We start from the raw sequence: 24,331 nt of genomic DNA on the forward strand, positions 1-24,331 counted from the left end.
TCCGACCCTTAGGCGTCGCGGGCTTCGCCGGCCATCTCGGCCTCGGCGAAGTCTTCGTCGGTCGGCTCCTCGGCCTCGGGCTCTTCCGGCGCCTCGACCCAGCCCATGACGATCCGGGCGCGCATGATCAGCAGCTCGGCGTCCTGGGCGTCCAGGCCGAAGGTCTCGAGGATGCCCGGCTCGCGAACCCGTTCGCCGTTCTTGGTCTCGAACCAGCCGCGCAGGTCGTCGGGCACCAGGCCCGCCAGATCCTCGACGGTCTTGATCCCGCCCTCGCCCAGCGCCACCGCCATCGGCAGGGTGATCCCCTCGATGTCCAGCAGGCCGTCCTCGACGCCCAGTTCGCGGCGCTTGGCGTCGTACTCGGCGGCTTCCTTCTCCAGATACTCGCGGGCGCGGGTCTGGATCTCTTCGGCGGTGTCCTCGTCGAAGCCCTCGATCGCCGAGATCTCGGACGGATCGACGTAGCCCACGTCCTCGACGGTGGCGAAGCCCTCGGTGACCAGCAGCTGGGCGATGACCTCGTCCACGTCCAGGGCCTCCTGGAACAGGGCCGTGCGCTCGGTGAACTCGCGCTGACGGCGCTCGCTCTCCTGGCTCTCGGTCATGATGTCGATCTGCCAGCCGGTCAGCTGGCTGGCGAGGCGCACGTTCTGGCCGCGCCGGCCGATCGCCAGCGAGAGCTGCTCGTCGGGCACCACGACCTCGACGCGCTCGTCCTCCTCGTCCATCACCACCTTGGAGACTTCCGCCGGGGCCAGGGCGTTGACGATGAAGGTGGCGTCGTCCTGGCTCCACTGGATGATGTCGATCTTCTCGCCCTGCAGCTCGGCCACGACCGCCTGGACGCGGCTGCCGCGCATGCCGACGCAGGCGCCGACGGGATCGATGGAGCTGTCGTTCGACACCACCGCCATCTTGGCGCGCGAGCCCGGGTCGCGGGCCACGGCGCGGATCTCAATGACGCCGTCGTAGACCTCGGGCACTTCCTGGGCGAACAGCTTGGCCATGAAGCCGCCGTGCGCGCGCGACAGCAGGATCTGCGGGCCCTTGGTCTCGCGGCGGACGTCGTAGATGTAGCAGCGGATCCGGTCGCCGATGTTGAAGTTCTCGCGCGGAATCGACTGGTCGCGGCGCATGATGCCCTCGCCGCGGCCGAGATCCACGACCACATTGCCGTACTCGACGCGCTTGACGGTGCCGTTGACGATCTCGCCGACCCGGTCCTTGTACTCCTCGTACTGGCGCTCGCGCTCGGCGTCGCGGACCTTGCCCATCACCACCTGGCGGGCCATCTGGGTCTGGACGCGGCCGAACTCGAACGGCGGCAGCAGCTCCTCGTAGACCTTGCCGACCTCGGCGTCCTTGTCGCGGCGCTTGGCCTCGGCCAGGCGGATGATCCCCGGCGGCTCCTCGATGGGCAGCTCCTCGCCGGTCTCGGGGTCGACCCCGCCGCCGAAGGTGGCGTCGTCGGCCACCACCGTGACCACGCGCTTGATGGTGGTCTCGCCGGTCTTGGGGTCGATGTGCACGCGGATGTCGTGCTCGGCGCCGTAGCGGGCGCGGGCGCCCTTCTGGATCGCCTCTTCGATCGCCTCGATGACGATCTCCTTGTCGATCGCCTTTTCGCGGGCCACGGCCTCGGCGATCTGCAGGAGTTCAAGCCGGTTGGCGGATATGCCGGTCAGGCTCATGGGGGTCCGTCCCTCTACTCGGAAGTCTGTTGTTCGTCGGATTCAAGCCGGGCGGCGCGCGTCTGCGCCCCCCGCTTCATCAGCTCGTCGGTCAGCACCAGCTTGGCCTCGACGATCCAGGCGAAGGGGACGAGCGCCGTCTCCTCCTCGCCTTCCAGATCGATCGCGACCTGGTCGCCTTCCACGCCGGCCAGCACGCCCCGGAACCGCTTGCGGCCCTCGGCCAGGCGGTCCAGCTCCAGGCGCGCTTCGTAGCCCTCGTAGGTGTCGAAGTCCTTCAGCCGGGTCAGCGGCCGGTCCACGCCGGGAGATGAGACCTCCAGGGTGTACTCGCCCGAGATCGGGTCGGCCGCGTCCAGCACCTCGGAAACCGCGCGCGACAGCTTGGCGCAGTCCTCGACGTTCATGTCGCCGCCCGTTCCGTCTTCAAGAAGGGGGCGCTCGGCCATGATCTGCAGGCGACGCTGGTTGCGCTCGCCGCCCATCAGGCGCAGGCGCACGATCTCGTAGCCCACGGCCTCGGCCACGGGATCGAGCAGGTCCAGCAGTTTCAGGTCCTCGGCGGTCTTCCCGCGCATGAAAGGCCCAGGCCTCCGGCAAAGAAAAAAGCGGTCGGGCCGGAGCCCGCCGCTTGAAAGCGCCATCCAGCGCTATCAGCGATGTTGGGAAGGAATATAGCGGCCGATCAGGCGCTTGTCAGCCCCATTACGCGGGGGCGCGACGACCTGCGCCCGCCGTCGCCTCGACCGAGGTCCAGGGACGGCGGGCGCACGGCCTTACCTCGCCATCGACAGGCGCACGAACACGCTCCGGCCCGCCCCCGGCAACCGGGCGCCGACCGGCACGTCCGAACCGGCGATCCGGTTGTAGCCCGCCAGGTGGTCCGAGTAGCGGCGATCCAGCAGGTTCTCGACGCCCGCCGAGACCCGCACGCCCTGGCGCACCCGCCAGTCGCCGTAGAGGTTCACGAGGCCGTAGCCGCCGGTCCGCTGCTCGTCGTTGGTGCCCGAGACCTTGTCCTGGTCGGCCACCAGCCGGGTCTCGGCCGTCACCGACCAGGCGTCGGCGTCGTAGCTGACGGCGGCGGTCAGGCTGGGCGGGGAGATGCGGTAGAGATCGTCCGGGACGTCCCGCCGCTCGCCGCGCACGTACGAGGCCACCGCGTCCAGGCGCCAGCGCTCGGACAGCTTCACCCCGCCGGCCACGTCGAAGCCCCACAGCCGCGCGTCCACGTTGGCGAACCGCAGCGGCGTGGGATCTCCGTTCATCGCCGCCACCCGCTCGTGAAGGGTGTCCAGCACGCCGGGGGTGGCGTCGAAGGGAACGCCCTGGATGTAGTTGTCGACCTCGCGCACGAAGACGGTCGGCCGCGCGTAGGCGCGGTCGCCGGCCCAGTCGAACCCGGCCTCGGCGATCCAGGCGACCTCCGGCTCCAGCGCCAGGTCGCCGACGTAGATGTTGCCGTCGGCGAGGCCCCCGCTCGTGTTGCCCGGGAGCCAGCTGTAGCGCTCCACATAGCCGGGGACCCGGGTCTTGCGGGCCAGGGTGAGCCGCCACGACAGGCCGTCGCGCTCGGGGGTCCAGAAGCGGGCCGAGACGTCCACCGTGTCGTCGTCGCGGCTGCGGTCGGCGGCGTTGAACGCGGCCGCAAGGGAGACGGGACCCGCCGGCAGGGCCGGGCCCAGGACCGTGCGCCCGGCGTCCGCCTCGTGGCGGTCGAAGCGCAGGCCGAGCTCGCCCATCACCGGTCCGAGGCCGCCGGTCCATTCGGCGTAGGCGCCGGTCCGCGTGGCCTCCACGTCGGGCAGCGAGGTCACCAGGAACGCCGGGTTGGCCGGATTGAGGATCTGGACGTTGCGGTCGGTGGCCTCCGCGTCGGCCCCCAGGCGCAGGCGCCCGCCGGCGGCGGGGAACGAGACCGCGCCTTCCGCCGCCCGCGTGTAGGCCTTCGCCAGGGCCTCGCGCCGATCCATCGGCGAAGCCGGGGCCGGGCGCAGGCCGAAGTTGTTCATGGCGTGGTCGACGCCGGCGTAGCTGAACGCAGCCTCGGCCTGCACCTCGCCGAACTCGCCCCGCCAGCCCACGCGGGCGAAGTCGCTGTCGAAGTAGCGGATGTCCATCGGGAACGGCGGGTTGCCGGTCGGGCCGGTGTGCTGGCGCCGCACGTCGAGCGAAACCTCCTGGTCCCCCGCCCGCGCGCCGGCCGAGAGCCCGTAGACGCTGCGCTCGAAGCGGCTGGCGCGGATCGTCCCGCCGGGGAACTCGGCGTCGTCCCCCTTCTCGTAGGCGCCCAGCAGGTTCAGCCGCCAGGCCTGCCCCGCCGCCCCGGCGATGCCGCCGACCGAGCGGCTGTCGTCGCCCGACCGGGCTTCGGCGGTGAGGTCGTAGCCCAGTTCGGGCTCGCCGCCCTGGGTGAAGTCCAGCCGCTTGAAGACCGCGTTCATGCCGCCGGCCAGGCCGGGCCCCTCCCGCACCGGGCTGACGCCGCGATCCACCTCCAGCGCCGAGACCAGGGAGGTGGGCGCGTAGTGGAACGGCGGGTCCATCAGGTTGGGGCCGCCCGAGGCGAAGCGCTGGCCGTCGACCCGAAGGTTCAGCCGGTGGCCGAACAGGCCCCGGTACTGGGCCTGGCCCGACAGGGCGCCGTTGCCGACCCGGGCGCCGCCGGGCACGCGGGCCAGCAGGGTCGTGGGATCGGGGCCCTCCACTGGGCGGGGGGCGATCGTCTGGGCCGTCGGCGTCGTGCGCTCGATGCGCGGGGCGGTGACGACGATGACGTCGAGCAGCGGCGCGGGCGCCTCCTGGGCGGCGGCGGGCATGGCGGCGCCCATGCCGCCTCCCAGGGCCACGAGCGCGGCCGAGGCGAAGAGTCGAAGGTTCATGATGCTGTCCACGGCGCGCCTTCGCGGGCGCGCGTCCTTGTTCGATGATGCTGAGAGACGAGGCGCCGCGGCGGGCGCGAGGGTCAGGCGGCGAGCCCCGGCGGTCCCCGCGCCGGCGGGGGCGGCGCGCAGAGGCCGCGGCCGGGGGCCAGCGACGCCGGAGCCGAGCGCGTGAGCGCGGCGCAGGCGGCGAACGCCACCCTCGTGGAATGGTCGAGGGCCGGCGGCGGGGCGAGGTGCTGGGCGGCGGCGAAGACGCACGGGACATGGTCTGCGCGCTGGCCCGAAGGACCGGCCGGCTCGCCGCCGTCATGAGCCGGCGAGGCGTGCGCCCCGACGGCGACCATGCCCTGCGGCGTGCAGAGGACCAGGGGGAAGGGCGCGGCCTCGGCCGGCGCGGCGGCCATGAACCCGGGCGGCACGAGGAGCTTCATCGCCAGGGCCAGGCAGGCGAGCGCCAGCCCGAGGGCCGGCAGGTTCCGCTTGAGGCGCAGGGCGAAGGTCACGCGCGCTTGCTACCGCATCGCGGCGCGGCCGTGTTGAGCTGGGTCAATCGAGACGTTCGATGGGGCCCTCGGTCTGGATCCGCGCCCAGGGATGCCGGCGGGCCTCGTAGACGCTGACCCGGGGCTCGGGGAAGCCGGGATCCGCAAAACCGCCCACCGGCACGCTCACCATCCCCGGCCGCCGCTCGATGCGGTACCAGACCGTGCCGCCGCACGCCGGGCAGAACGCGGCGGTCATCCAGTGGCCTTCGTCGCCGTGGCGGGTGAACTCGCGCGCCTCCCCCTCGAACGCCACCTGGTCCTGGGCGAAGGTCGCCTGGACCCCGAAGGCCGAGCCGGTGCGGCGCTGGCAGTCTAGGCAATGGCAGACCGAGATCCGCGCCGGCTCCCCCCGGCAGTGGGCCTTCAGCGCGCCGCACGCGCATGTCGCCGTCCGCAGCATCCCCGGCCCCCTTCCGTTTTCGACCTTCGCGGACCTTTACTCAGGCCGGGACTTCGCCCAAGAGGCGCGCCTCGACTCTTGTGTGTCGCACCATAAGGCCAGCTCCCCATGGACCTCTCCAAGATCCCCGTCGGCGAGAACCCGCCGTACGACGTCAACGCCCTCATCGAGATCCCGCAGGGCGGCGAACCGGTGAAGTACGAGATCGACAAGGAATCCGGCGCGATCTTCGTCGACCGCTTCCTGCACACCGCGATGTTCTATCCGGGCAACTACGGCTTCATCCCGCACACCCTGGCCGACGACGGCGACCCGATGGACATCATCGTGGTGGGCCCGACCCCGGTGGTGCCCGGCGCCATCATTCGCGCCCGTCCGGTGGGCGCGCTGATCATGCGCGACGAGGCCGGCGGCGACGAGAAGATCCTGGCCGTGCCGGTGGACAAGCTGCACCCGTTCTACGCTGGCGTGGACTCCTGGCGCGCCCTGCCCGCCATCCTGACCGAGCAGATCGCCCACTTCTTCAAGCACTACAAGGATCTGGAGAAGGGCAAGAGCGTCGACATCGTCCGCTGGGCCGACCCGGAAGAGGCCGCCGACCTGATCCGCACCTCGATCGAGCGCTACAAGAAGGAAGGCTGACGCCGCCTAGCGGCGGACGAAGTCGAGGAACACCGGGGCGCAGTCGCCCAGGCGCTTCTCCTCGTAGCGGGTGGTGACGTGGTCGGCCGGCGGGAGCCGCCAGTCGTCCGCGCGCCCGGCGGTCCAGTCGAACCGGCCGTCCTTCAGGATGCGCTCCAGGCTCCAGTCCACGTAGTCGGCCCAGTCGCTGGCGAAACGCAGGGCGCCGCCCGGCTTCAGCACCCGGGCGAGCTCGGCTGCCGTCTCGGCCTGGACGAGGCGGCGCTTGTTATGCCGCGCCTTGGGCCAGGGATCGGGAAACAGGATGAACACCCGGTCCAGGCTGGCGTCCGGCAGCCGCGCGATCAGCTCGCGCACGTCGCCGTCGTGGATGCGGACATTCTGGAGCCCCTGCTCCTCCACATGCCGCAGGGCGCTGGCCACCCCGTTCTGGAAGGGCTCGGCGCCGATCACCAGCACGTCGGGCCGGCGGGCGGCCTGGGCGGCCATGTGCTCGCCGCCGCCGAAGCCGATCTCGAGCCACGTCTCCGCCGCGCCTGGCATGAGGTCCTTGGGCGCGAACGGCTCCAGCGGCGCGCGGATGGCCGGCAGCAGGGTGTCCATCAGCGCGGCCTGCCGCGGCTTGATGGCGCGCGACTTCAGCCGGCCGTAGGACCGCAGCGGCGGATGGGGGTCGGTCATCAGATCGATCCTACCTGAAACGCAAACGGCGCCGCTGAGCGACGCCGTCGACATCTGGCGACGATGGGTCCCGGCGCTCCGCTCCGCGGACACCGGGACGACATCGCCAAGGCTCAGACCAGCTTGCGCAGCTCGTCCACCAGGTCGGTCTTCTCCCACGAGAAGCCGCCCTCGTTGTCCGGCTTGCGGCCGAAGTGGCCGTAGGCCGCCGTGCGCGCGTAGATCGGCCGGTTGAGGCCCAGGTGCTCGCGGATGGCCCGCGGCGTGGCCCCGCCGATCATCTGCGGCAGCGCCTGCTCCAGCTTGGCCGGGTCGACTTCGCCGGTGCCGTGCAGGTCGACGTAGAAGCTCAGCGGCTGGGCCACGCCGATCGCGTAGCTGATCTGGATGGTGCACTTCCGGGCCAGGCCCGCGGCGACCACGTTCTTGGCCAGGTAGCGGCAGGCGTAGGCGGCCGAGCGGTCCACCTTGGTCGGGTCCTTGCCCGAGAACGCGCCGCCGCCGTGCGGGGCCGCGCCGCCGTAGGTGTCGACGATGATCTTGCGGCCGGTCAGGCCCGCGTCGCCGTCGGGGCCGCCGATCTCGAAACGGCCGGTCGGATTGACCAGCCATTTGGTCTTGCGGGTGACGAGGCCCTCCGGGAAGACGCTCTCGACGAACGGCTGGATCACCGCCTGCAGGCGCTTGGGCGTGCAGATCTGGTCGTCGAGGCGCTTCTTGTGCTGGGTCGAGACGACGATCTTCAGCACCTCGACGGGGCGGCCGTCCTCGTAGCGGATGGTCACCTGGCTCTTGGCGTCGGGCTCGAGCACGGGGCATTCGCCCGAGTGCCGGACCTCGGCGAGGCGGCGCAGGATGTTCTGCGAGAACTGCAGGGTCGCCGGCATCAGCTCGGGCGTCTCGTCGGTCGCATAGCCGAACATGATGCCCTGGTCGCCCGCGCCCTCGTCCTTCTTGTCCGAGGCGTCCACGCCCTGGGCGATGTGGGCCGACTGCTCGTGCAGGAAGCAGGCGTACTTGGCCTTCTCCCAGTGGAAGCCCTTCTGCTCGTAGCCGATGTCCTTGACCGCGGCGCGGACCTTGGGCTCGAGCGACTTCACGATCTCCTTGGTGAGCGCCTTGTTCTCGGCCTTGGACGCGCCGGGACGGCCCGCCCGGACCTCGCCCGCCAGGACGATGCGGTTGGTGGTCACCAGGGTCTCGCAGGCGACGCGGGCCTCGGGCTCGACGGCCAGGAAGGCGTCGACGACAGTGTCCGAGATACGGTCCGCCACCTTGTCGGGGTGGCCCTCGGACACGGACTCGCTGGTGAAGATGTAGTTGGAACGGCTCAAGACGCTTAGCTCCGGAGACTTTGGGCCCCGCGCGAAGCGGCGGCCGGTCGAGAGGTCGGCCAGCCTATAAAGAAATCTTTATGTCCCAACAAGCGCGCCGAGGGCGACGTTACGCCTCGGCGGTCTCCGGCGTCTCGGCGACGGCCCGGACGAGATCCAGGATCCGTCGGCGGACCCGCGCCTGGCGGATGCGCGGGAAGGCGTGGGCCAGCTCCATGCCGTCGTGCGACATCAGGAAGGTCTGCACCTCGTCGCTGGGCGGCGAAGCCTCGCCCGCGCCGGCCTCCTCCAGGCCCTCGTAGAAGTAGGCGATCGAGGTCTGCAGCGCGCGGGCCATCTCGAACAGCTTGGAGGCGCTCACCCGGTTGGTGGCGCGCTCGTACTTCTGCACCTGCTGGAACGTCAGGCCGATGGCTTCGGCGAGGCGCTCCTGGCTCATGCCCAGCTCCTTGCGGCGCATGCGGATGCGCAGGCCGACGTGCCGGTCGACGGGGTTGGGGCCTTCGGTCTCAGCGTCGTGCGAGGTCTTCATGCGGCGATGCATACCGGACGTTCAAGGAATCGCAACCTGTGCGAGCGTGCCGCAGGCTCACCGTCTCCGCGCGCGCGACGCCAGCAGGGCCAGCGCCGACAGGAGCAGCATGCCCCCGAACGGCCAGCCTCCCACCCGCGCGTAGAGGGTCGGCGGCAGGGCCGGCGGAAGGCGCGCATCGATGACCCCGAGCTCGCCCAGGCCAAGACGCGCGCCGGGCAGGATGCGGCCGTGCGCGTCGATCACCGCCGAGACGCCGGTCGGGGTGGAGCGGACGATCGGCAGCCCCTCCTCGATGGCCCGGTAGCTTGCGATGTTCAGGTGCTGCAGCGGGCCCGACGTGCGGCCGAACCATGCATCGTTGGAGACGTTGAGGATCCAGGACGGCCGGATCCCGTCGCCCTCGGCCGGCGGCGGCCGGGAGAAGCCCGGGAACAGGGCCTCGTAGCAGATCAGCGGCTGCAGGGCGGGCACGCCCCAGGGCGCGAGCGGCCGCGGCGGCGGGCCGGCCGAGAAGTCCTCCGGCATGTGGACCAGGCTGCGGAAGCCGACCCGCGTGGCGAGGTCGCCCAGCGGCAGGTACTCGCCGAACGGCACCAGCCGGTGCTTGTCGTAGACGCCGGTGACCCGCAGGCCCTCGTTCTCGCGCCGGAACGCCACCAGGCTGTTGAAGTACCGCACCTCGCCGTCGGGGGCCGCCTCGGCGCGGTTGGCCCCCATCAGCAGCGTCTGGCCCTCGGCCAGGGTGTCGCGCAGCAGGGGTCCGTAGATCGACTGCGGCGCCAGCAGATCGTCGATCACCGCCGGCAGCGCGCCCTCTGGCCAGATGACGATGTCGGGCCTGGCGGCGGCCTGGCGGCGGGTCAGCCCGGCGTAGGCGTCGAAGATCATCCGCAGGTTCTCGGGCCGCCACTTGTCCTTCTGGTCGATGTCGGCCTGGACGATGCGGATCAGGGGCGCGTCGGCGGCGATGGCCGGCCCGGCCGGCGCGGCCCGCAGGCGCAGGTGGCCGTGGGCGTAGAGGCCGGCCAGGGCCATAAGGGCCAGCCCCAGCGCCGCGGCCCGGCTCCGGCGCCCGACCGAGAGGCCCAGCACCGCCGGCGCCGCGGCGATCGCGATGGTGATCCAGCTCAGACCATAGGCGCCGACGAGGGCGGCTGCCTGCGAGGGCGCCGAGCCCGCCCGCCAGCTCTCGCCCGGCAGGTCCCAGGGAAAGCCGGTCAGCACGTGGCCGCGCAGCCACTCGAAACCGGCGTAGCAGCCGGCGAACACCAGCACCTTCCAGGCGCCCTGCGGTTTCAGCGCCCGGTAGGTCAGTCCCGCCAGGCCCCAGAAGAGGGCAAGGCCGCCGGCCAGGAACACCAGGCCGAAGGGCGCCATCCAGCCGTGGACGCGGACGTCCACCAGGAAGGGCTCGACGATCCACCAGGTGGAGACGCCGAAATAGCCCAGCCCGGCCAGCCAGCCGCGGAAGAACGCCGAGCGCAGGGGACGCGGCCCCTCCGTCTCCAGCGCGAGGAGCACGACGGCGTAGCCCAGCAGGCCAGGCAGCAGGCCGAAGGGCGGATGGGCCAGCCCGGCGGCCAGCCCGCCGAGCAGCGTCCAGAGTCGGGGAAGCCAGGCGCCGCGCAATGAAAGGCTCAGGCCTCGACCGGCGCGGCGCGGCGGACCCGCACGCGCTTCACGCGGCGGGGATCGGCGGCCAGGACCTCGATGGAGAAGCCGTCCGGATGCGGGATCAGCTCGCGCTTCTGCGGCACCCGGCCGGCCAGCGCGTTGACGAGGCCGGCGACGGTCTCGATCTCCTCGTCCACGTCGTCGGGCGCCAGGTCGACCCCCTCGCCGATGGCGTGCTCCAGCTCCTCGAGCGGGGCGCGGCCGTCGGCGACCCAGCCATCGTCGTCCTCGACGATCGGCGTGAAGCCCACGTCGCCCTCCTCGTCGTGCTCGTCGGCGATCTCGCCCACCAGCTTCTCGAGCAGGTCCTCCAGGGTCACCAGGCCATCCACCCCGCCGAACTCGTCGATCACCAGGGCCATGTGGGTGCGCCGCGAGCGCATCAGGGCCAGGAGCTCGGCGGCGGCCATCGAGGGCGGCACGTAGAGCACCTTGCGGACCAGCTGATAGCGGCCCTGCAGGATCTGGTCCTCGGGCTTGGGCTTGCGGCTCTTGCGCGCCAGCAGGCGGAAGACGTCCTTCACGTGGACCACGCCCACGGGCTCGTCGAGGGTCTCCTTGTAGACCGGCATCCGCGAATGCTCGGCCTCGAGGAAGCGGGCCACCACCTCCGAGAACGAGGCGCTCCGGTCGATGGCGACGATGTCGGCCCGGGGCTTCATCACGTCCTCGACCCGCAGCCCCTGGAAGGCGCGGGCCTGGTTGACCAGCTCCCCGGCGGATTCGGTTTCCGGCTCGGGCCCCGCGGCGGCGGCGGTCTCGGCGCCGCGCCGGAAGAAGTCGACGAGGCCCATGAGCCCACGCCGGCGGCCCGGGCCGGGCCTACTCAAAGGATCGGGGTCAGTCATGCTCTCCCTCGCTGACCGCGTAGGGGTCGGGAACCCCCAGTCCGGCCAGGATGTCGCGCTCGAGGCCCTCCATGGCCTCGGCCTCATCTTCTCTCATGTGGTCGTATCCGAGAAGGTGCAAGACGCCATGGACGACCAGATGTTGCAGGTGATGCGCCAGCGGCTTGCCCTGCTCGGCCGCCTCGCGGGCGCAGACGCCGCAGGCCAGGGCCACGTCGCCCAGGTGCCTCTCGGGGTTGGGCGGCGCGGGGAAGGAGAGCACGTTGGTCGCGCTGTCCTTGCCGCGGAAGCGGGCGTTCAGCTCGCGCACGGCCGCATCGTCCGCCAGCAGCAGGGTGACGCCCTCGCCGCCCGCGCCCTCGGACGCGAGCGCCGCCTTCGCCGCCGCCCGGACCAGGGCCTCGGCGTCGGGAAGCGCGGCCGTCCAGGCCGGATCCTCGACCTCGATGTCGATCAAACCGCGCGTCCGCCCCGCTGGCGCGCCGCGTCGGCGTCGTAGGCGCGCACGATCCGCTCCACCAGCGGGTGGCGGACCACGTCCTCGGACGAGAAGCGGACGACGCCGATGCCCTTCACGTCCTCCAGCAGGCCCACCGCATGGGCGAGCCCGGAATCATAGGCGTTCACCAAGTCGATCTGGGTCGGATCGCCGGTGATGACCATGCGGGCGCCCTCGCCCAGGCGGGTCAGCACCATCTTCATCTGCAGCCGGGTGGCGTTCTGGGCCTCGTCGACGATGACGTAGGCGTGGCTGAGCGTGCGGCCGCGCAGGAAGGCGATGGGCGCGACCTCGATCTCGCCCTTCTCGCGCCGGCGGCGCAGCTGGTCGGCGCCCAGGATGTCGGTCAGCGCCTCCCAGACGGGGGCCATGTAGGGATCGACCTTCTCGGTCAGGTCGCCCGGCAGGAAGCCCAGGCGCTCGCCCGCCTCGACGGCCGGACGCGAGACGATCAGCCGGTCCACCTCGCCGCGCAGCAGCAGGCCCGCGCCGTGCGCCACGGCCAGGAAGGTCTTGCCCGTGCCCGCGGGGCCGAGGCCGAACACCATCTCGCACTTGGCCAGGGCGTCGAGGTACTTGGCCTGGGTCGCGGTCTTGGGCGCCACCTGGCCCCGCCGGCCGACCGGCAGGGCGCCGGGCGCGCCGCCCGAGCCCGTCCGCACCCGGCCGATGGCCACGCGGATGTCGGCCTCGGCCACCTCCAGCCCCTGGTCGGCGCGCTCGGCGATGGCCTGCACGGCCTTCTTGGCGAGACCTCGGCCCTTGGCGTCGCCGCTCAGGCTGACGCCGCCGCCGGGCGTCTCGACCAGCACGCCGAAGGCGTCCTCGATCAGCGCCGCATGGCGGCTGTTGGCGCCGGCCACCGCGCGGACCGCGGCGTCGGACAGGGCGATGAATTCGGGCGCTCGGCTCACGCCGTCTCCAGTTCCAGCACGCCGGCGAGGCTGTTGCGCCCGCCGCTCTCGACCTTCACCGGAACGATCTGGCCGATCAGGCGATCCGGCGCGTGCGCATGCACCGCCTGCAGATAGGGGCTGCGGCCGATGAGCTGGCCCGGATGGCGGCCCGTCTTCTCGAACAGCACGGGCAGGACGCGGCCGGCCTGGGCGGCGTTGAAGGCGAGCTGCTGCTGCTCCAGGAGGGCCTGCAGGCGCTGCAGCCGCTCCTCCTTGACCTCCTCGGCGACCTGGCCGGGCAGGGCGGCGGCGGGCGTGCCGGGCCGGCGCGAGTACTTGAACGAGAAGCAGCTGGCGTAGCCCACCTCGCGCACCAGCTGCAGGGTGGCCTCGAAGTCGGCCTCCCGCTCGCCGGGGAAGCCGACGATGAAGTCGCCCGAGATGGCGATGTCGGGCCGCGCGACGCGGACCTTCTCGATCACCCGAAGGTAGCTCTCGGCCGTGTGCGCCCGGTTCATGGCCCGCAGGATGCGGTCCGAGCCGGCCTGCACCGGCAGGTGCAGGTAGGGCATCAGCTCCGGGACCTCGGCGTGGGCGGCGATCAGGTCGTCGTCCATGTCGCGCGGATGGCTGGTCGTGTAGCGGATGCGGTCCAGCCCCGGGATCTTCGCCAGGCGCCGGACAAGGCCGGCCAGCCCAGCCCCTTGGCCGTTGGCGCCGTCATAGGCGTTGACGTTCTGGCCCAATAGGGTGACCTCGCGCACGCCCTTCGCGGCCAGCGCCCGGGCCTCGGCCTCGATCGCTTCGGCCGGGCGGCTCCACTCGCCGCCGCGGGTGTAAGGGACGACGCAGAAGGTGCAGAACTTGTCGCAGCCCTCCTGCACGGTCAGGAAGGCGGTCACGCCCGTCGGCCGGCGCTCGGTCGCCAGGGCGTCGAACTTCTCGTCGGGCGCGAAATCGGCCGCCAGCCGCTCGCCGCGGGCGCGGTGGGCGCGGGCGATCAGCTCGGGCAGCTGGTGATAGGCCTGCGGCCCGACCACGAGGTCCACGGCCGGCTGGCGGCGCATGATCTCCTCGCCCTCGGCCTGGGCGACGCAGCCGGCCACGGCGATGGTCATGCCCTGGCCTTCGGCGCGCCGGGCCTCCTTCAGCCGCTTGATCTGCCCGAGCTCGGAATAGACCTTCTCGGTGGCCTTCTCGCGGATATGGCAGGTGTTCAGCACCACGAGGTCCGCCGCGGCCGGATCGTCGGTCACGCCATAGCCCAGCGGCGCAAGGACGTCGGCCATGCGCTCGCTGTCGTAGACGTTCATCTGACAGCCGTAGGTCTTGATGTAGAGGCGCTTGGCGGGCGCGGGCTCGGACATGGGCCGCGTTATGGGGTTCCGCAGGGGCCGGCGCAAGTTTCCGCCCCGCCGCACGCGCGACAGGCGGACCCGTCGGCCTCGCCGGCTATTCCTCGATCGGCATGCCGTAGAGCTCGAGGCGGTGGTCCACCAGCTTGTAGCCGAGCTTGCGGGCGATCGCCTCCTGCAGGGCCTCGATCTCGGGATCGACGAACTCCACCACCTTGCCGGTCTTCATGTCGATCAGGTGGTCGTGGTGCTCGCCCGAATGCTCCTCGTAGCGCGAGCGCCCATCGCGGAAGTCCAGCCGGTCGATGATCCCCGCCTCCTCGAACAGGCGGACCGTGCGGTAGACCGTGGCGATGGAGATGTGCGGGTCGATGGCGTGCGCCCGACGGTGCAGCTCCTCGACGTCGGGATGGTCGTCGGACGAGGAAAGCACGCGCGCGATCACCCGGCGCTGCTCGGTCATGCGCATGCCCTTTTCGAGGCAAAGCTTCTCGATGCGATCCACGGCTCTCCCACTCCTCCTTACGCAGGGATAGGTCTACTGGCCTTGCGCCGCGAGGTCGAGACGCATGACGAGCGCGTCGGCCCGCCCCGCCGCGCCCCGGTCGTAGTAGGCTTTGCGCAGGCCGGCCCGCTCGAAGCCCAGGCCCTCGTAGAGGCCGATGGCGGCGACGTTGTCCACGTCCACTTCCAGGAACGCCTGCGTCGCCCCGGCCTGCCGCGCGGCGCCGAGGGCGGCGGCCATCAGCGCCTTGGCCACCCCCTTGCGGCGCGCCCACGGCGGGACCGCCAGCGTCAGGACCTCGGCCTCGCCGGCGATGACCCGGCAGAGCACGACCCCCAGCGGATCGCCGTCCAGGGCCACGAAGCCGTAGACGCCGGTCTCGCCCAGCATGCGGGCGAAGGTCGCCTCGTCCCACGGGCGGTCGAAGGCCGGGGCATGCGCGCTCGCCATGGCCGGGGCGTGCTCGGCCGTCGCCCACTCCAGCTTCATGCCGGGAATCTCATGAGGGCAGCTTTGCGTCCGGCGCGCGCAGGTAGAGGGGTTTCAGCGGCGCGGGGGCGCGGGCGGCGGCGAGTTCCGCCACCTTGCGCGCGTCGCAGCCTTCGGGCGTCAGCACTCGGGCCGCCGGCGCCGCATCGGCCAGCAGCGGCGCGCCCGAGCCCACCAGGGTGAGCGGGCGGCCCATGGAGAGCTCGACGATGCGGGCGGCCGCCTGGCCGAGCGGCAGGGCGTCGGGCGCCATCAGCGGGCGGCCCGCATCGAACGCCTGCAGGTAGACCTGGTCGCGGCGGGCGTCGATCGCGGCGGCCACCAGCCCCTCGCCTCCTTCGGCCGCGAGCGCCTCCAAGGCGCCCACCGGGACGGCCGGGAGGCCCAGCGCCGAGGCCAGCCCCTTGGCGAAGGCGACCCCGACCCGCAGACCGGTGAACGAGCCCGGCCCGACGGTGACCCCGATCCGCCCCAGCGCCGCGAACGGCAGGCCGGCGTCGGCCATCACCGCCTGGGCCATCGGCGCCAGCCGCTCCTGGTGGCCGCGGGCCATCACCTCGCTGCGGTGCGCGAGCACGCGCCCGCCGTCCACGACGGCGACCGAGCAGGCGTTCAGGCAGGTGTCGAGCCCCAGGACGATCATGCGCGGGTCGGGTTAGCCGATCGGCCGGGGCGCGGGAAGGCTAACCCAGCGTCTGCTCGACCCGGGTCACTTCCGGCACATAGTGCTTCAGCATGTTCTCGACCCCGGCCTTCAGCGTGGCGGTCGAGGAGGGGCAGCCCGAGCAGGCGCCGCGCATGTTCAGCCATACGACGCCGGTGTCGGGCTCGAACTTGTGGAACAGGATGTCGCCGCCGTCCTGGGCCACGGCGGGCCGGATGCGGGTGTCGAGCAGGTCCTTGATCTCGGCGACGATCTGGGCGGTCTCGCCCTCGTAGGCGCCCTCGTCATGGCCGCCGGCCTGCTCGCCCGCCTCGGCGAACAGCGGCCGGCCCGAGGTGAAGTGGTCCATGATCGCCGCCAGCACCGGCGCCTTCAGGTGCGGCCAGTCGAACGAAGGGTGCTTGCCGACGGTCAGGAAGTCGGGCCCGAAGAAGACCCGGGTGACGCCTTCGATGTCGAAGATGTCGGCCGCCAGCGGCGAGGCCTGCGCCTCCTCCATCGAGCCGAAGTCGCGCGTCCCCTCGCCCAGCACCGCACGGCCGGGCAGGAACTTCAGGACCTCGGGGTTCGGCGTGGCTTCGGTCTGGATGAACATGCGCCAGATGTGGCGTCCGCGCGACCGCGACGCAAGTTCCCCGATCAGGCCAGGTCGGTGATCTCGTCGTCGGTGAGGTCGCCGGGGACGATGGTGACCGGCACCTTGCGCGCGCCCCACTTCACCCCGTCCTTGGCGATGGACGAGACCAGGGGCCCGGGGCCGCGGCCGCCGACCGCGGCGGCGACGACCAGGATCTTGATGTCCTCGTCCTCGCTCAGCACCTGCTTCAGCGCCGCGCGCACGCCGTCGGCGTTGACGATCAGGAACTCGGGCGGCAGTCCGGTCTCGGCCAGCACGAACTCGGCGCACTTCTGCAGGGCGGCCTCGGCCTCCTGCCGCTGCTGGCGCTCGATCTCGTCGCGCACGCCGGACCAGTGCTCGAACACCGCCGGCTCGATCACCCGCAGCAGGGCCACGTGACCGCCGGTCGAGCGGGCGCGCCGGCAGGCGAAGCGCAGGGCCGCCTCGAACTCCGGCGTGTCGTCGGCGACGATCAGGAACTTGCGCTTGCTGCTCATGGCTGGCCCTTCCCGGGACGGACGGTGCGGCGCCGCGACCTGCGAGGCAAGCGGCTCAGCCGGCCCAGAAGCCGACCAGCCGCCGCACCTCGGCCATGACCGGGGCCGCGATCTCGCGGGCGCGGCCGGCGCCCTCGGCCAGGACGCGGTCGATCTCGCCCGGGTCGGCCAGCAGGCGGCGCATCTCGCCTCCGATCGGCGCCATCACGGAGACGGCGAGGTCGGCGAGCTTGGGCTTGAACGCCCCGAAGCCCTGGCCGGCGAACTCGGCCAGCACCTCGGCGTCGGTCTTGCCCGAGAGGGCGGCGTAGATGCCGACCAGATTCTTCGCCTCCGGCCGGCCCTCGAGGCCCTCCATCGTCTCGGGCAGCGGTTCGGGATCGGTCCTGGCCTTCTTCACCTTCTGGGCGATGGCGTCGGCGTCGTCGGTCAGGTTGATCCGCGAATAGTCGGACGGGTCCGACTTGGACATCTTCGCCGACCCGTCGCGCAGGCTCATCACCCGCGCTCCCGGCCCCTGGGTCAGCGGCTCGGGCAGCGGGAAGAAGCCGGGCGCGGCGAAGTCGTTGTTGAACTTCTGGGCGATGTCCCGGGTCAGCTCCAGGTGCTGCTTCTGGTCCTCGCCGACCGGCACGTGGGTGGCCTTGTAGATCAGGATGTCGGCGGCCTGGAGCACCGGGTAGGTGTAGAGGCCGACGCTGGCCCGCTCCTTGTGCTTGCCGCTCTTCTCCTTGAACTGGGTCATCCGGTCGAGCCAGCCGAGGCGGGCGACGCAGTTGAACACCCAGGCGAGTTCGGCGTGCTCGGGCACCGCCGACTGGGCGAAGATGCTGGCGACCTTGGGGTCGAGACCGGTGGCGAGATAGGCCGCGGCGATCTCGCGCACCTGCTGCTTCAGCTTGGACGGCTCCTGCCAGACGGTGATCGCGTGCAGGTCGGCCACGAAGATGAAGGTCGGCGCCTCGTGCTGGATGCGCGCGAACTTGGCGAGGGCGCCCAGATAATTGCCGAGGTGCAGGTCCCCCGAGGGCTGGACGCCCGAGAGCACGCGCTGGGGGCCCGCGTAAGGGGCGGGAGCTTGGTCGGTCATGGGATGAGGCTTCTGGAAGAAATGGACGTGCGGGCGCAAGCCCGAAGGGACGGGATCAGTCGCGGGTCAGGGCCGCCATCGCCAGGTCAGCAAAGCCATGGCCGGCGCATACGCTCTGGCGCGGCTCACGGCAAGTCCGCCGGCGGCGCGGGATCGGCCGCCGGACTTCCGCGCCGGCGGCGCAGCAGGGCCCTGGCCTCGGCGAGCGTGACGCCGCCGAACGAGAACAGCAGCACAGGATAGATGGCGAGGCCCGCGGCCGAGAGCGCGAGCACCACGATCTCCTTGGCCGGGAGGCCCGCGAGCGGCGCCTCCAGCGCCGGGCGGAAGTGGTTGGCGAGCGCCAGCAGGGCGCCCAGAACCAGGCTCGCGGCCGTCACCCGGCCGATCTTGAAGAGGGCCCGCGCCGAGGGGCGGTAGACGCCCCGCCGGCCCAGCGCGGCCCACATCTGGAAGACGGTGATCCAGGCGGCGATGCTGGTCGCCGCGGCGATCCCCCAGAAGCCCACCGTGTAGAAGAGGGCCACGCCGAGGGCGATGTTCACCCCCACCGAGATGAGCGAGAAGCGCATCGGCGTCTTCGTGTCCTGGCGGGCGAAGAAGGCCGGCTGCAGGATCCGCAGCAGCACGAACGCCGGCACCCCCCAGGCGTAATGGAACAGGAGCTGGCCGGTGGCCAGGGCGTCCGCGCGGACGAACTCGTCGCGGGTGAACAGGCCGTCGATCAGATAGACCGGCATGGCCATCAGGGCGGCGGCGGCCGGCAGGCTGAGCGCGAGAGCCCAGACCAGGCCCTGGTCCATCGCCGTCTGGGCGTCGTCGTGGTCGTCCTTCTGCAGGGCGGCCGAGAGCCGCGGCAGCAGCGCGATGCCGATGGCCACGCCCACCAGGCTCATCGGCAGCTGGTAGAGGCGGTCGGCGACGTTCATCCACACCCGCAGGCCGTCCACCTGCGAGGCCAGGATGCCCGAGATGAAGATGTTGATCTGGGTCGCCGAGTTGGCGATGGCCGCCGGCACCGCCAGCTTGATCATGGCCCTCATCTCGGGCGTCAGGCGGGGGCGCACGAGACGGATGCGCCCGCCGGTGCGCCGCGCGCCCCACCAGCAAAGGGCCGCCTGGCCCACGCCGGCCACGACCACGGCGATGGAGGCCGCATAGGCGGCGCGCACCGGGTCGTGCTGGGGCAGGACCACCGCCAGCATCACCACGTTGAGTATGGTCGGATAGAAGCCCGAGACGATGAACCGCCCGTGGGCGTTCAGCACGCCCGAATAGAGCGCGGCGATCGCCATGCACGGCAGGTAGGGCATGGTGATCTGGGTGAGCACCACCGCCAGCTTGAACTTGGCAGGGTCGTCCGCGAAGCCCGGGTTGATGACGTACATCAGCCACGGCATGGCGAGCTGGCAGGCGATGGTCAGCGCCACCGTCGCGGCGGCGACCGTGGCCAGGGCGTCGGCGGCGTAGCGGTCGGCCGCTTCCTCGCCCTCGCCAGCCAGCTTGCGCGAGTAGCTCGGCACGAAGGCGGCCGCGAAGGCGCCCTCGGCGAAGATCCGCCGGAACAGGTTCGGGAACGCCAGGGCCGTGTAGTAGGCGTCGGCGGCGATGGTCTGGCTGGCCCCGAGCCTCGCCGTCACCACCAGGTCCCGCGCCAGGCCCATGACGCGGCTGACGAGGGTCAGCCCCGCGAAGATCGCCGAGGAGCGGATCAGACCGCCGCGCTTCGGCGTCGGATTGGTCGCGGGGTTGTCGGTCACGGCCTGTTTGGTCGGCTGAGTGGCGCCCGCCGTCAAGCGCGCTCGCGCGGGCCCGGCTTGCGGCCTTTCGGCGGGGCGCCGCGGGGAGGCGGACCCTTGCGGTGGGCCCCCTTGGGCGGCGGACCCTTCGACGACGGCCCCCTGGACGGCGGACCGCGGCGCGGCGGGCCGCCCCGCGGCGGCGGCCGCTCGCCGGGCGGGCCCGAGGGCTCGACGCGCATCTCGCCGCGGCCGCCGGCGGCGGCTACCGCCTCACGGAATCGGGACTCGGCGTCCGCGGCGATCTCGAACTTCGTCTCGTGATCGAAGATGCGGATCTGGCCGATGTCCTTCTTCGTCACGTGGCCCAGGCGGCAGATCAGCGGGACCAGCCATTTGGGATCGGCGTTCTTGGACCGGCCCACCGGCAGGCGGAACCAGGCCCCGTCTCCCATGACGACGTTGGGCTCGCGGGGCGGGCGCTCGCGCGGGCCGGACGGCCGGTCCTGGACCTGTTCGAACATCTCCTCGGGCTCGGGCAGACGGGCGCGGTAGAGACGCACCAGGGCGGCGGCCACGGCCTCGGGGGCGCGCCCCTCCAGCACCTTGCGGGCGAGGGCCAGATCCTCGTCCGAGGGAGCCTCGGTGAGGATCGGATCCTCCAGCATCCGCACCTGATCGCGTTCGCGGATCTCGTCGGCCGAGGGCGCGCCCGACCACTGGGCGTCGACGCCCGCCGCGTTCAGCAGCATCTCGGCCTTGCGCCGGCGGGTGTAGGGGACGAGCAGGACCGAGACGCCCTTGCGGCCGGCGCGGCCGGTGCGGCCCGAGCGGTGCAGCAGGGCGGCCTTGTTGACCGGCAGTTCGGCGTGGATGACGAGGCCCAGGTCCGGCAGGTCGAGGCCGCGGGCGGCCACGTCGGTGGCGACGCAGGCACGGGCATGCCCGTCGCGCAGCGCCTGCAGGGCGTCGGAGCGTTCCTTCTGGCCCATCTCGCCCGAAAGCGCGACCACCGGGAAGCCGCGCTCGCGCAGCGCGCCGTACAGGTGGCGCACCGCCTCGCGCGTTGCGCAGAAGATCAGCGCGCTGGGGGATTCGAAGTAGCGCAGGACGTTGACGACGGCGTTCTCGAGCTCGTTCGGCGCGACGCGGACGGCGCGGTACTCGATGTCGCCGTGCGGCTCGTCGCGGCGGACGGTGTCGATGCGGACGGCGTCCTGCTGGTAGCGCCGGGCGAGCGCGACGATGTCCTTGGCGAGGGTGGCCGAGAACAGGAAGGTGCGGCGCTCCTTCGGGGTCGCGTCGAGGATCTCCTCGAGGTCCTCGCGGAAGCCGAGGTCCAGCATCTCGTCGGCCTCGTCCAGCACCACGACCCGCAGGGCCGACAGGTCCAGGTTGCCGCGCTCCAGGTGGTCGCGCAGGCGCCCCGGCGTGCCGACCACGAGGTGGCAGCCGGCGGCCAGCGCCCGCTGCTCGCGCCGGGCGTCCATGCCGCCGACGCAGGTCACAACCCGCGCGGCCGTTTCGGCGTAGAGCCACTCCAGCTCGCGCGCCACCTGCAGGGCGAGCTCGCGGGTGGGGGCGATCACCAGGCCCAGCGGCGCGGCGGGCGCTTCGAACCGCTCGCCTCCGTCCAGCAGGGCGGGGGCGGCGGCGAGGCCGAAGGCGACGGTCTTGCCCGAGCCCGTCTGGGCAGAGACGAGCAGGTCGCGGCCGGGCTCGGCCTCGAGCACGGCGGCCTGGACGGGGGTCGGCTCGGCATAGCCGCGCGCGGCGAGCGCCCGGCCGAGCGCCGGGTGGGTGTCTGGAAACGGCATTCTGGTCCTTTAACGCGCGACGCTGGCTCGCGCCCGCTGGAGATTGGTCCGCCGCGCCTGGGCGGTTTCCGCCTCGGCCTTGGTGAGGGCGGCGAGGAGCGCGCTCTTCAGCGCGTTGCGCTTGCGCGCGTCGGTGAGTTTCCGGCCGTCGGCGTCGACGACGTAGAAGGCGTCCACCGCTCGCTCGCCGTAGCCGTCGATGTGGGCCGAGAGGATCGACAGCCCGGCGTCCGAGATGGTGCGGGCCAGCGCCGCCAGCAGGCCCGGCCGGTCGCGGCCGGACGCCTCGACGACGGTCGAGGTCTCTGAGGCCTCGTTGTCCAGCATCACGGCCGGGGTGATCGCGAAGGCCGCCGTGCGGCCCAGGTCCTGCGGCTTGCGCGGCTCGCGCGCCACCGGCTCGCCGCGGGCGGCGCAGGCCAGGGTCTCGGCGAGGCGGGCCAGCGCCCGGGGATCGTGCGAGCCGAACGGCTGGCCCGAGGCGTCCTGCACGTAGAAGACGTCCAGCGCCTGGCCCGCGCGCGAGGTGAAGACCCGGGCGCCCATGACGTTGGCGCCGGCGGCGGTGATCGCCTCGGCCAGGTCGACGAACAGCCTCGGCCGGTCGGCGGCGGCGACCACCACCTCGGCGGCGTTCAGCTCGGACCGGATGCGCCCCTCGGCCGCCGCCCCGCCCCCGGCCTGCTGGGCCAGCCGCGCGTGCGCCAGCACCTCGGCCTCGGAGAAGGCGGTGAAGTAGGCGTCCTCCATGGCGTCGGCCCACGGCTCGGCCAGGGGATCGGCCTTGGCCAGGCTGACGCGGGCGTCGTAGGCGGCGTTCTCCTGGTAGCGCTTGAGCGCGGCGGCGGCGTCCGACCCGCGGCCGCCGCGGAACACCGCCTCGGTGGCGGTGTAGAGCTCGCGCATCAGCTGGCCCTTCCAGCCGTTCCAGACGCCCGGGCCCACGGCGCGGATGTCGGCCACCGTGAGCACCAGCAGCAGGCGAAGGCGCTCGGGGCTCTGCACGATGCGGGCGAAGTCGGCGACGGTGCGCGGGTCCGAGACGTCGCGCTTCTGGGCGTAGTCGCTCATGACGAGGTGGTGCTCCACCAGCCAGGCGACCAGCTCGATCTTGGAGCGCTCCAGTCCCAGGCGCTCGCAGGCCTGGCGCGCGGCGCGGGCGCCGGCCAGCTCCTGGCCGCCCGCCCCGCCCTTGCCGGTGTCGTGCAGCAGCATGGCCAGGAACAGCGCCTCGCGGTCGGCGATCAGCGGCATGGTCTGGACCGCCAGCGGGTGGTCCTCGGCGAGGCGCCCGGCGGCGATGTCGGCGATCACCCCCACCGCCCGCAGGGTGTGCTCGTCCACCGTGTACGAGTGGTACATGTTGAACTGCATCTGGGCGACGATGCGCCCGAACTCGGGGACGAAGCGGCCCAGCACGCCGGCCTCGTTCATCAGCGCCAGGGTCCGCTGCGGGTCGCGCCCGCGGGCCAGGATGTCGAGGAACACCTTGGCGGCGTGGCGGTCGCGGCGCACAGCCGAGGTGATCAGGCCGCTGGCGCGGCTGGCGGCGGTGAAGGCGTCCGGGTGCAGGTCGAGGTTCCGCTGGTCGGCGATGCGGAACAGCTTGAGCAGGTTGACGGGATCGGCCTCGAAGATCTCCGGATCGACGCCCAGGCGCCCGCCCACCTCGTGGAAACCGGGTTCGTCCAGCGGCTTGCGCTTCTGGGCCCGGCCCGGGATGAAGCGCGAGATGCCCTTGGGCGCGGTCTTGACCCGGTCGGCCTCCAGCTTGGCGGCGAACACCCGGGTCAGCGAGCCGACGTCCTTTGCGAAGAGGAAGTAGCGCCGCATGAACCGCTCGACGGCCGGCGCGTCGCCCCGATCGCCGTAGCCCATCCGGCGGGCGATCTCGGGCTGCAGGTCGAAGGACAGCCGCTCCTCCGGCCGGCCGGTGGCGAAGTGCAGGTGGCAGCGCACCGCCCACAGGAAGTCCAGCGCCTGGATGAACGTGCGGACCTCGCGCCGGTCGAAGATCTCGAGGTGCATCACCTTCTCGAGGCTCTCGCCGGGATGCAGGTACTGGGCGATCCAGAAGAGGGTGTTGAGGTCGCGCAGGCCCCCCTTCCCCTCCTTCACGTTCGGCTCGACCATGTAGCGGCTGGCGCCGGCGCGGGCGTGGCGCTCGTCCCGCTCCTTCAGCTTGGCGGCGACGAACTCGGCGCCCGTGCCCTTGACCACCTCCTTGCGGAAGCGCTCGACCAGCTCGCCCGCCAGCTTCTCGTCGCCGGTCAGCCGCCGCGCCTCGAGGATCGAGGTGCGGATGGTGAAGTCCTCGCGGGAGAGCTTCAGGCACTCGTCGATGGTGCGGGAGGCGTGGCCGACCTTGAAGCCCAGGTCCCACAGCGCATAGAGCATGTACTCGATCACGCTCTCGGCGTGCGCGGTCTGCTTGTAGGGGCGCACGAAGAGCAGGTCGATGTCCGAGAACGGCGCCAGGGTCCCGCGGCCGTAGCCGCCCACCGCCATCAGCGCCAGGCGCTCGCCCTCGGTGGGGTTGCGGGCGCGGAAGACGTGCACCGTCGTGAAGTCGTAGAGCGCCGAGACCACCTCGTCGGTGACGCCCGAGAGCAGGCGGGCGGTCTCGATGCCGCCGGCCCCGTTCTCCAGCCGCTCCTTGGCGATCATGCGGCCGCGGAACAGGGCGTTCTTCAGGATCTCCAGCGCCGCGCGCCGCTGGGCCAGCTCATCGCCCGCATGCTCCAGCGCCGCCGCCGAGAGCTGGCTGCGCAGCTTCACGCCGTCGACGACGTATTCGAGGTGGGTGGGCCTGAGGCGGGGCGGCATTCTGGAGACGCATATAGGCGACTTCCGCGAAAACGCGCAGCGCTTCGACGCTTCCGCCGCCGGGGGCGCGGCGCTATGCCCGCCCGTTCGGCAGGTT

At 72.1% G+C, this 24,331-nt stretch carries 23 protein-coding genes; 1 reads left to right on the top strand and 22 read right to left on the bottom strand.

What is annotated here, in order from left to right; all coding sequences use genetic code 11:
* Positions 1 to 8: 8 nt before the first annotated feature.
* From nusA to PHZ_RS19050, 5 genes are all read right to left on the bottom strand, one after another.
* Positions 9 to 1,694 (bottom strand): transcription termination factor NusA, encoded by a 1,686-nt coding sequence (gene nusA, locus PHZ_RS19030; protein WP_012523988.1) that lies wholly within the window; start codon positions 1,692 to 1,694, stop codon positions 9 to 11.
* Positions 1,695 to 1,708: 14 nt separating this feature from the next.
* Positions 1,709 to 2,272, bottom strand: coding sequence for a ribosome maturation factor RimP (rimP, locus tag PHZ_RS19035; RefSeq protein WP_012523989.1), 564 nt, complete (start codon positions 2,270 to 2,272; stop codon positions 1,709 to 1,711).
* Positions 2,273 to 2,470: 198 nt separating this feature from the next.
* On the bottom strand, positions 2,471 to 4,576 hold the full coding sequence (locus tag PHZ_RS19040; RefSeq protein WP_012523990.1) for a TonB-dependent receptor: 2,106 nt from the start codon (positions 4,574 to 4,576) through the stop codon (positions 2,471 to 2,473).
* Positions 4,577 to 4,659: 83 nt separating this feature from the next.
* Positions 4,660 to 5,082: a hypothetical protein gene (locus tag PHZ_RS19045; protein WP_012523991.1), complete on the bottom strand. Its 423-nt coding sequence runs from the start codon at positions 5,080 to 5,082 to the stop codon at positions 4,660 to 4,662.
* A 43-nt stretch (positions 5,083 to 5,125) separates the two neighbouring features.
* Positions 5,126 to 5,524: a GFA family protein gene (locus tag PHZ_RS19050; protein ID WP_012523992.1), complete on the bottom strand. Its 399-nt coding sequence runs from the start codon at positions 5,522 to 5,524 to the stop codon at positions 5,126 to 5,128.
* A gap of 108 nt (positions 5,525 to 5,632) precedes the next feature.
* Here PHZ_RS19050 and ppa point away from each other — a divergent pair, with 108 nt between their 5' ends.
* Complete coding sequence (ppa, locus tag PHZ_RS19055; protein WP_012523993.1) at positions 5,633 to 6,166, top strand: inorganic diphosphatase; 534 nt, start codon at positions 5,633 to 5,635, stop codon at positions 6,164 to 6,166.
* A 6-nt stretch (positions 6,167 to 6,172) separates the two neighbouring features.
* On the opposite strand, the gene trmB is transcribed toward ppa, so the two are convergent.
* From trmB to PHZ_RS19140, 17 genes are all read right to left on the bottom strand, one after another.
* On the bottom strand, positions 6,173 to 6,847 hold the full coding sequence (trmB, locus tag PHZ_RS19060) for a tRNA (guanosine(46)-N7)-methyltransferase TrmB (RefSeq protein WP_041373718.1): 675 nt from the start codon (positions 6,845 to 6,847) through the stop codon (positions 6,173 to 6,175).
* Between the two features lie 113 nt (positions 6,848 to 6,960).
* Positions 6,961 to 8,181 (bottom strand): methionine adenosyltransferase, encoded by a 1,221-nt coding sequence (metK, locus tag PHZ_RS19065; protein ID WP_012523995.1) that lies wholly within the window; start codon positions 8,179 to 8,181, stop codon positions 6,961 to 6,963.
* Between the two features lie 109 nt (positions 8,182 to 8,290).
* Positions 8,291 to 8,713 (bottom strand): helix-turn-helix domain-containing protein, encoded by a 423-nt coding sequence (locus PHZ_RS19070; protein ID WP_041374442.1) that lies wholly within the window; start codon positions 8,711 to 8,713, stop codon positions 8,291 to 8,293.
* Positions 8,714 to 8,770: 57 nt separating this feature from the next.
* Positions 8,771 to 10,345 carry an apolipoprotein N-acyltransferase gene (gene lnt / locus PHZ_RS19075; protein ID WP_012523997.1) on the bottom strand — a complete coding sequence of 525 codons (1,575 nt, stop codon included), beginning with the start codon at positions 10,343 to 10,345 and terminating at the stop codon, positions 8,771 to 8,773.
* 8 nt (positions 10,346 to 10,353) lie between these two features.
* Positions 10,354 to 11,184, bottom strand: coding sequence for a CBS domain-containing protein (locus tag PHZ_RS19080; RefSeq protein ID WP_236611854.1), 831 nt, complete (start codon positions 11,182 to 11,184; stop codon positions 10,354 to 10,356).
* 46 nt (positions 11,185 to 11,230) lie between these two features.
* Positions 11,231 to 11,695 (bottom strand): rRNA maturation RNase YbeY, encoded by a 465-nt coding sequence (gene ybeY / locus PHZ_RS19085; RefSeq protein ID WP_012523999.1) that lies wholly within the window; start codon positions 11,693 to 11,695, stop codon positions 11,231 to 11,233.
* Positions 11,692 to 12,651, bottom strand: a complete 960-nt coding sequence (locus PHZ_RS19090) for a PhoH family protein (protein WP_012524000.1) — start codon at positions 12,649 to 12,651, stop codon at positions 11,692 to 11,694. The genes ybeY and PHZ_RS19090 overlap by 4 nt, the downstream gene beginning before the upstream one ends.
* Entirely contained in the window at positions 12,648 to 14,000 is a 1,353-nt protein-coding gene (miaB, locus tag PHZ_RS19095) for a tRNA (N6-isopentenyl adenosine(37)-C2)-methylthiotransferase MiaB (RefSeq protein ID WP_012524001.1), read from the bottom strand. The genes PHZ_RS19090 and miaB overlap by 4 nt, the downstream gene beginning before the upstream one ends.
* Before the next feature lie 85 nt (positions 14,001 to 14,085).
* Positions 14,086 to 14,493 (bottom strand): Fur family transcriptional regulator, encoded by a 408-nt coding sequence (locus tag PHZ_RS19100; protein WP_012524002.1) that lies wholly within the window; start codon positions 14,491 to 14,493, stop codon positions 14,086 to 14,088.
* A 33-nt stretch (positions 14,494 to 14,526) separates the two neighbouring features.
* Positions 14,527 to 14,982, bottom strand: coding sequence for a GNAT family N-acetyltransferase (locus tag PHZ_RS19105; RefSeq protein ID WP_012524003.1), 456 nt, complete (start codon positions 14,980 to 14,982; stop codon positions 14,527 to 14,529).
* A gap of 10 nt (positions 14,983 to 14,992) precedes the next feature.
* On the bottom strand, positions 14,993 to 15,625 hold the full coding sequence (tsaB, locus tag PHZ_RS19110; protein WP_012524004.1) for a tRNA (adenosine(37)-N6)-threonylcarbamoyltransferase complex dimerization subunit type 1 TsaB: 633 nt from the start codon (positions 15,623 to 15,625) through the stop codon (positions 14,993 to 14,995).
* A 40-nt stretch (positions 15,626 to 15,665) separates the two neighbouring features.
* The gene (locus PHZ_RS19115; protein ID WP_012524005.1) at positions 15,666 to 16,241 is read right to left on the bottom strand and encodes a NifU family protein; all 576 of its coding nucleotides are present in this window, start codon (positions 16,239 to 16,241) and stop codon (positions 15,666 to 15,668) included.
* A 44-nt stretch (positions 16,242 to 16,285) separates the two neighbouring features.
* Entirely contained in the window at positions 16,286 to 16,762 is a 477-nt protein-coding gene (locus tag PHZ_RS19120) for a universal stress protein (RefSeq protein WP_012524006.1), read from the bottom strand.
* Positions 16,763 to 16,817: 55 nt separating this feature from the next.
* Entirely contained in the window at positions 16,818 to 17,852 is a 1,035-nt protein-coding gene (gene trpS / locus PHZ_RS19125; protein ID WP_041373719.1) for a tryptophan--tRNA ligase, read from the bottom strand.
* 125 nt (positions 17,853 to 17,977) lie between these two features.
* Positions 17,978 to 19,612 (bottom strand): murein biosynthesis integral membrane protein MurJ, encoded by a 1,635-nt coding sequence (gene murJ / locus PHZ_RS19130; protein ID WP_012524008.1) that lies wholly within the window; start codon positions 19,610 to 19,612, stop codon positions 17,978 to 17,980.
* Between the two features lie 32 nt (positions 19,613 to 19,644).
* Positions 19,645 to 21,408 (bottom strand): DEAD/DEAH box helicase, encoded by a 1,764-nt coding sequence (locus PHZ_RS19135; protein WP_012524009.1) that lies wholly within the window; start codon positions 21,406 to 21,408, stop codon positions 19,645 to 19,647.
* A gap of 9 nt (positions 21,409 to 21,417) precedes the next feature.
* On the bottom strand, positions 21,418 to 24,234 hold the full coding sequence (locus tag PHZ_RS19140; protein WP_012524010.1) for a [protein-PII] uridylyltransferase: 2,817 nt from the start codon (positions 24,232 to 24,234) through the stop codon (positions 21,418 to 21,420).
* Between the last annotated feature and the right edge of the window lie 97 nt (positions 24,235 to 24,331).

The sequence above is a fragment of the Phenylobacterium zucineum HLK1 genome (genome assembly GCF_000017265.1).
Taxonomy (GTDB): domain Bacteria; phylum Pseudomonadota; class Alphaproteobacteria; order Caulobacterales; family Caulobacteraceae; genus Phenylobacterium; species Phenylobacterium zucineum.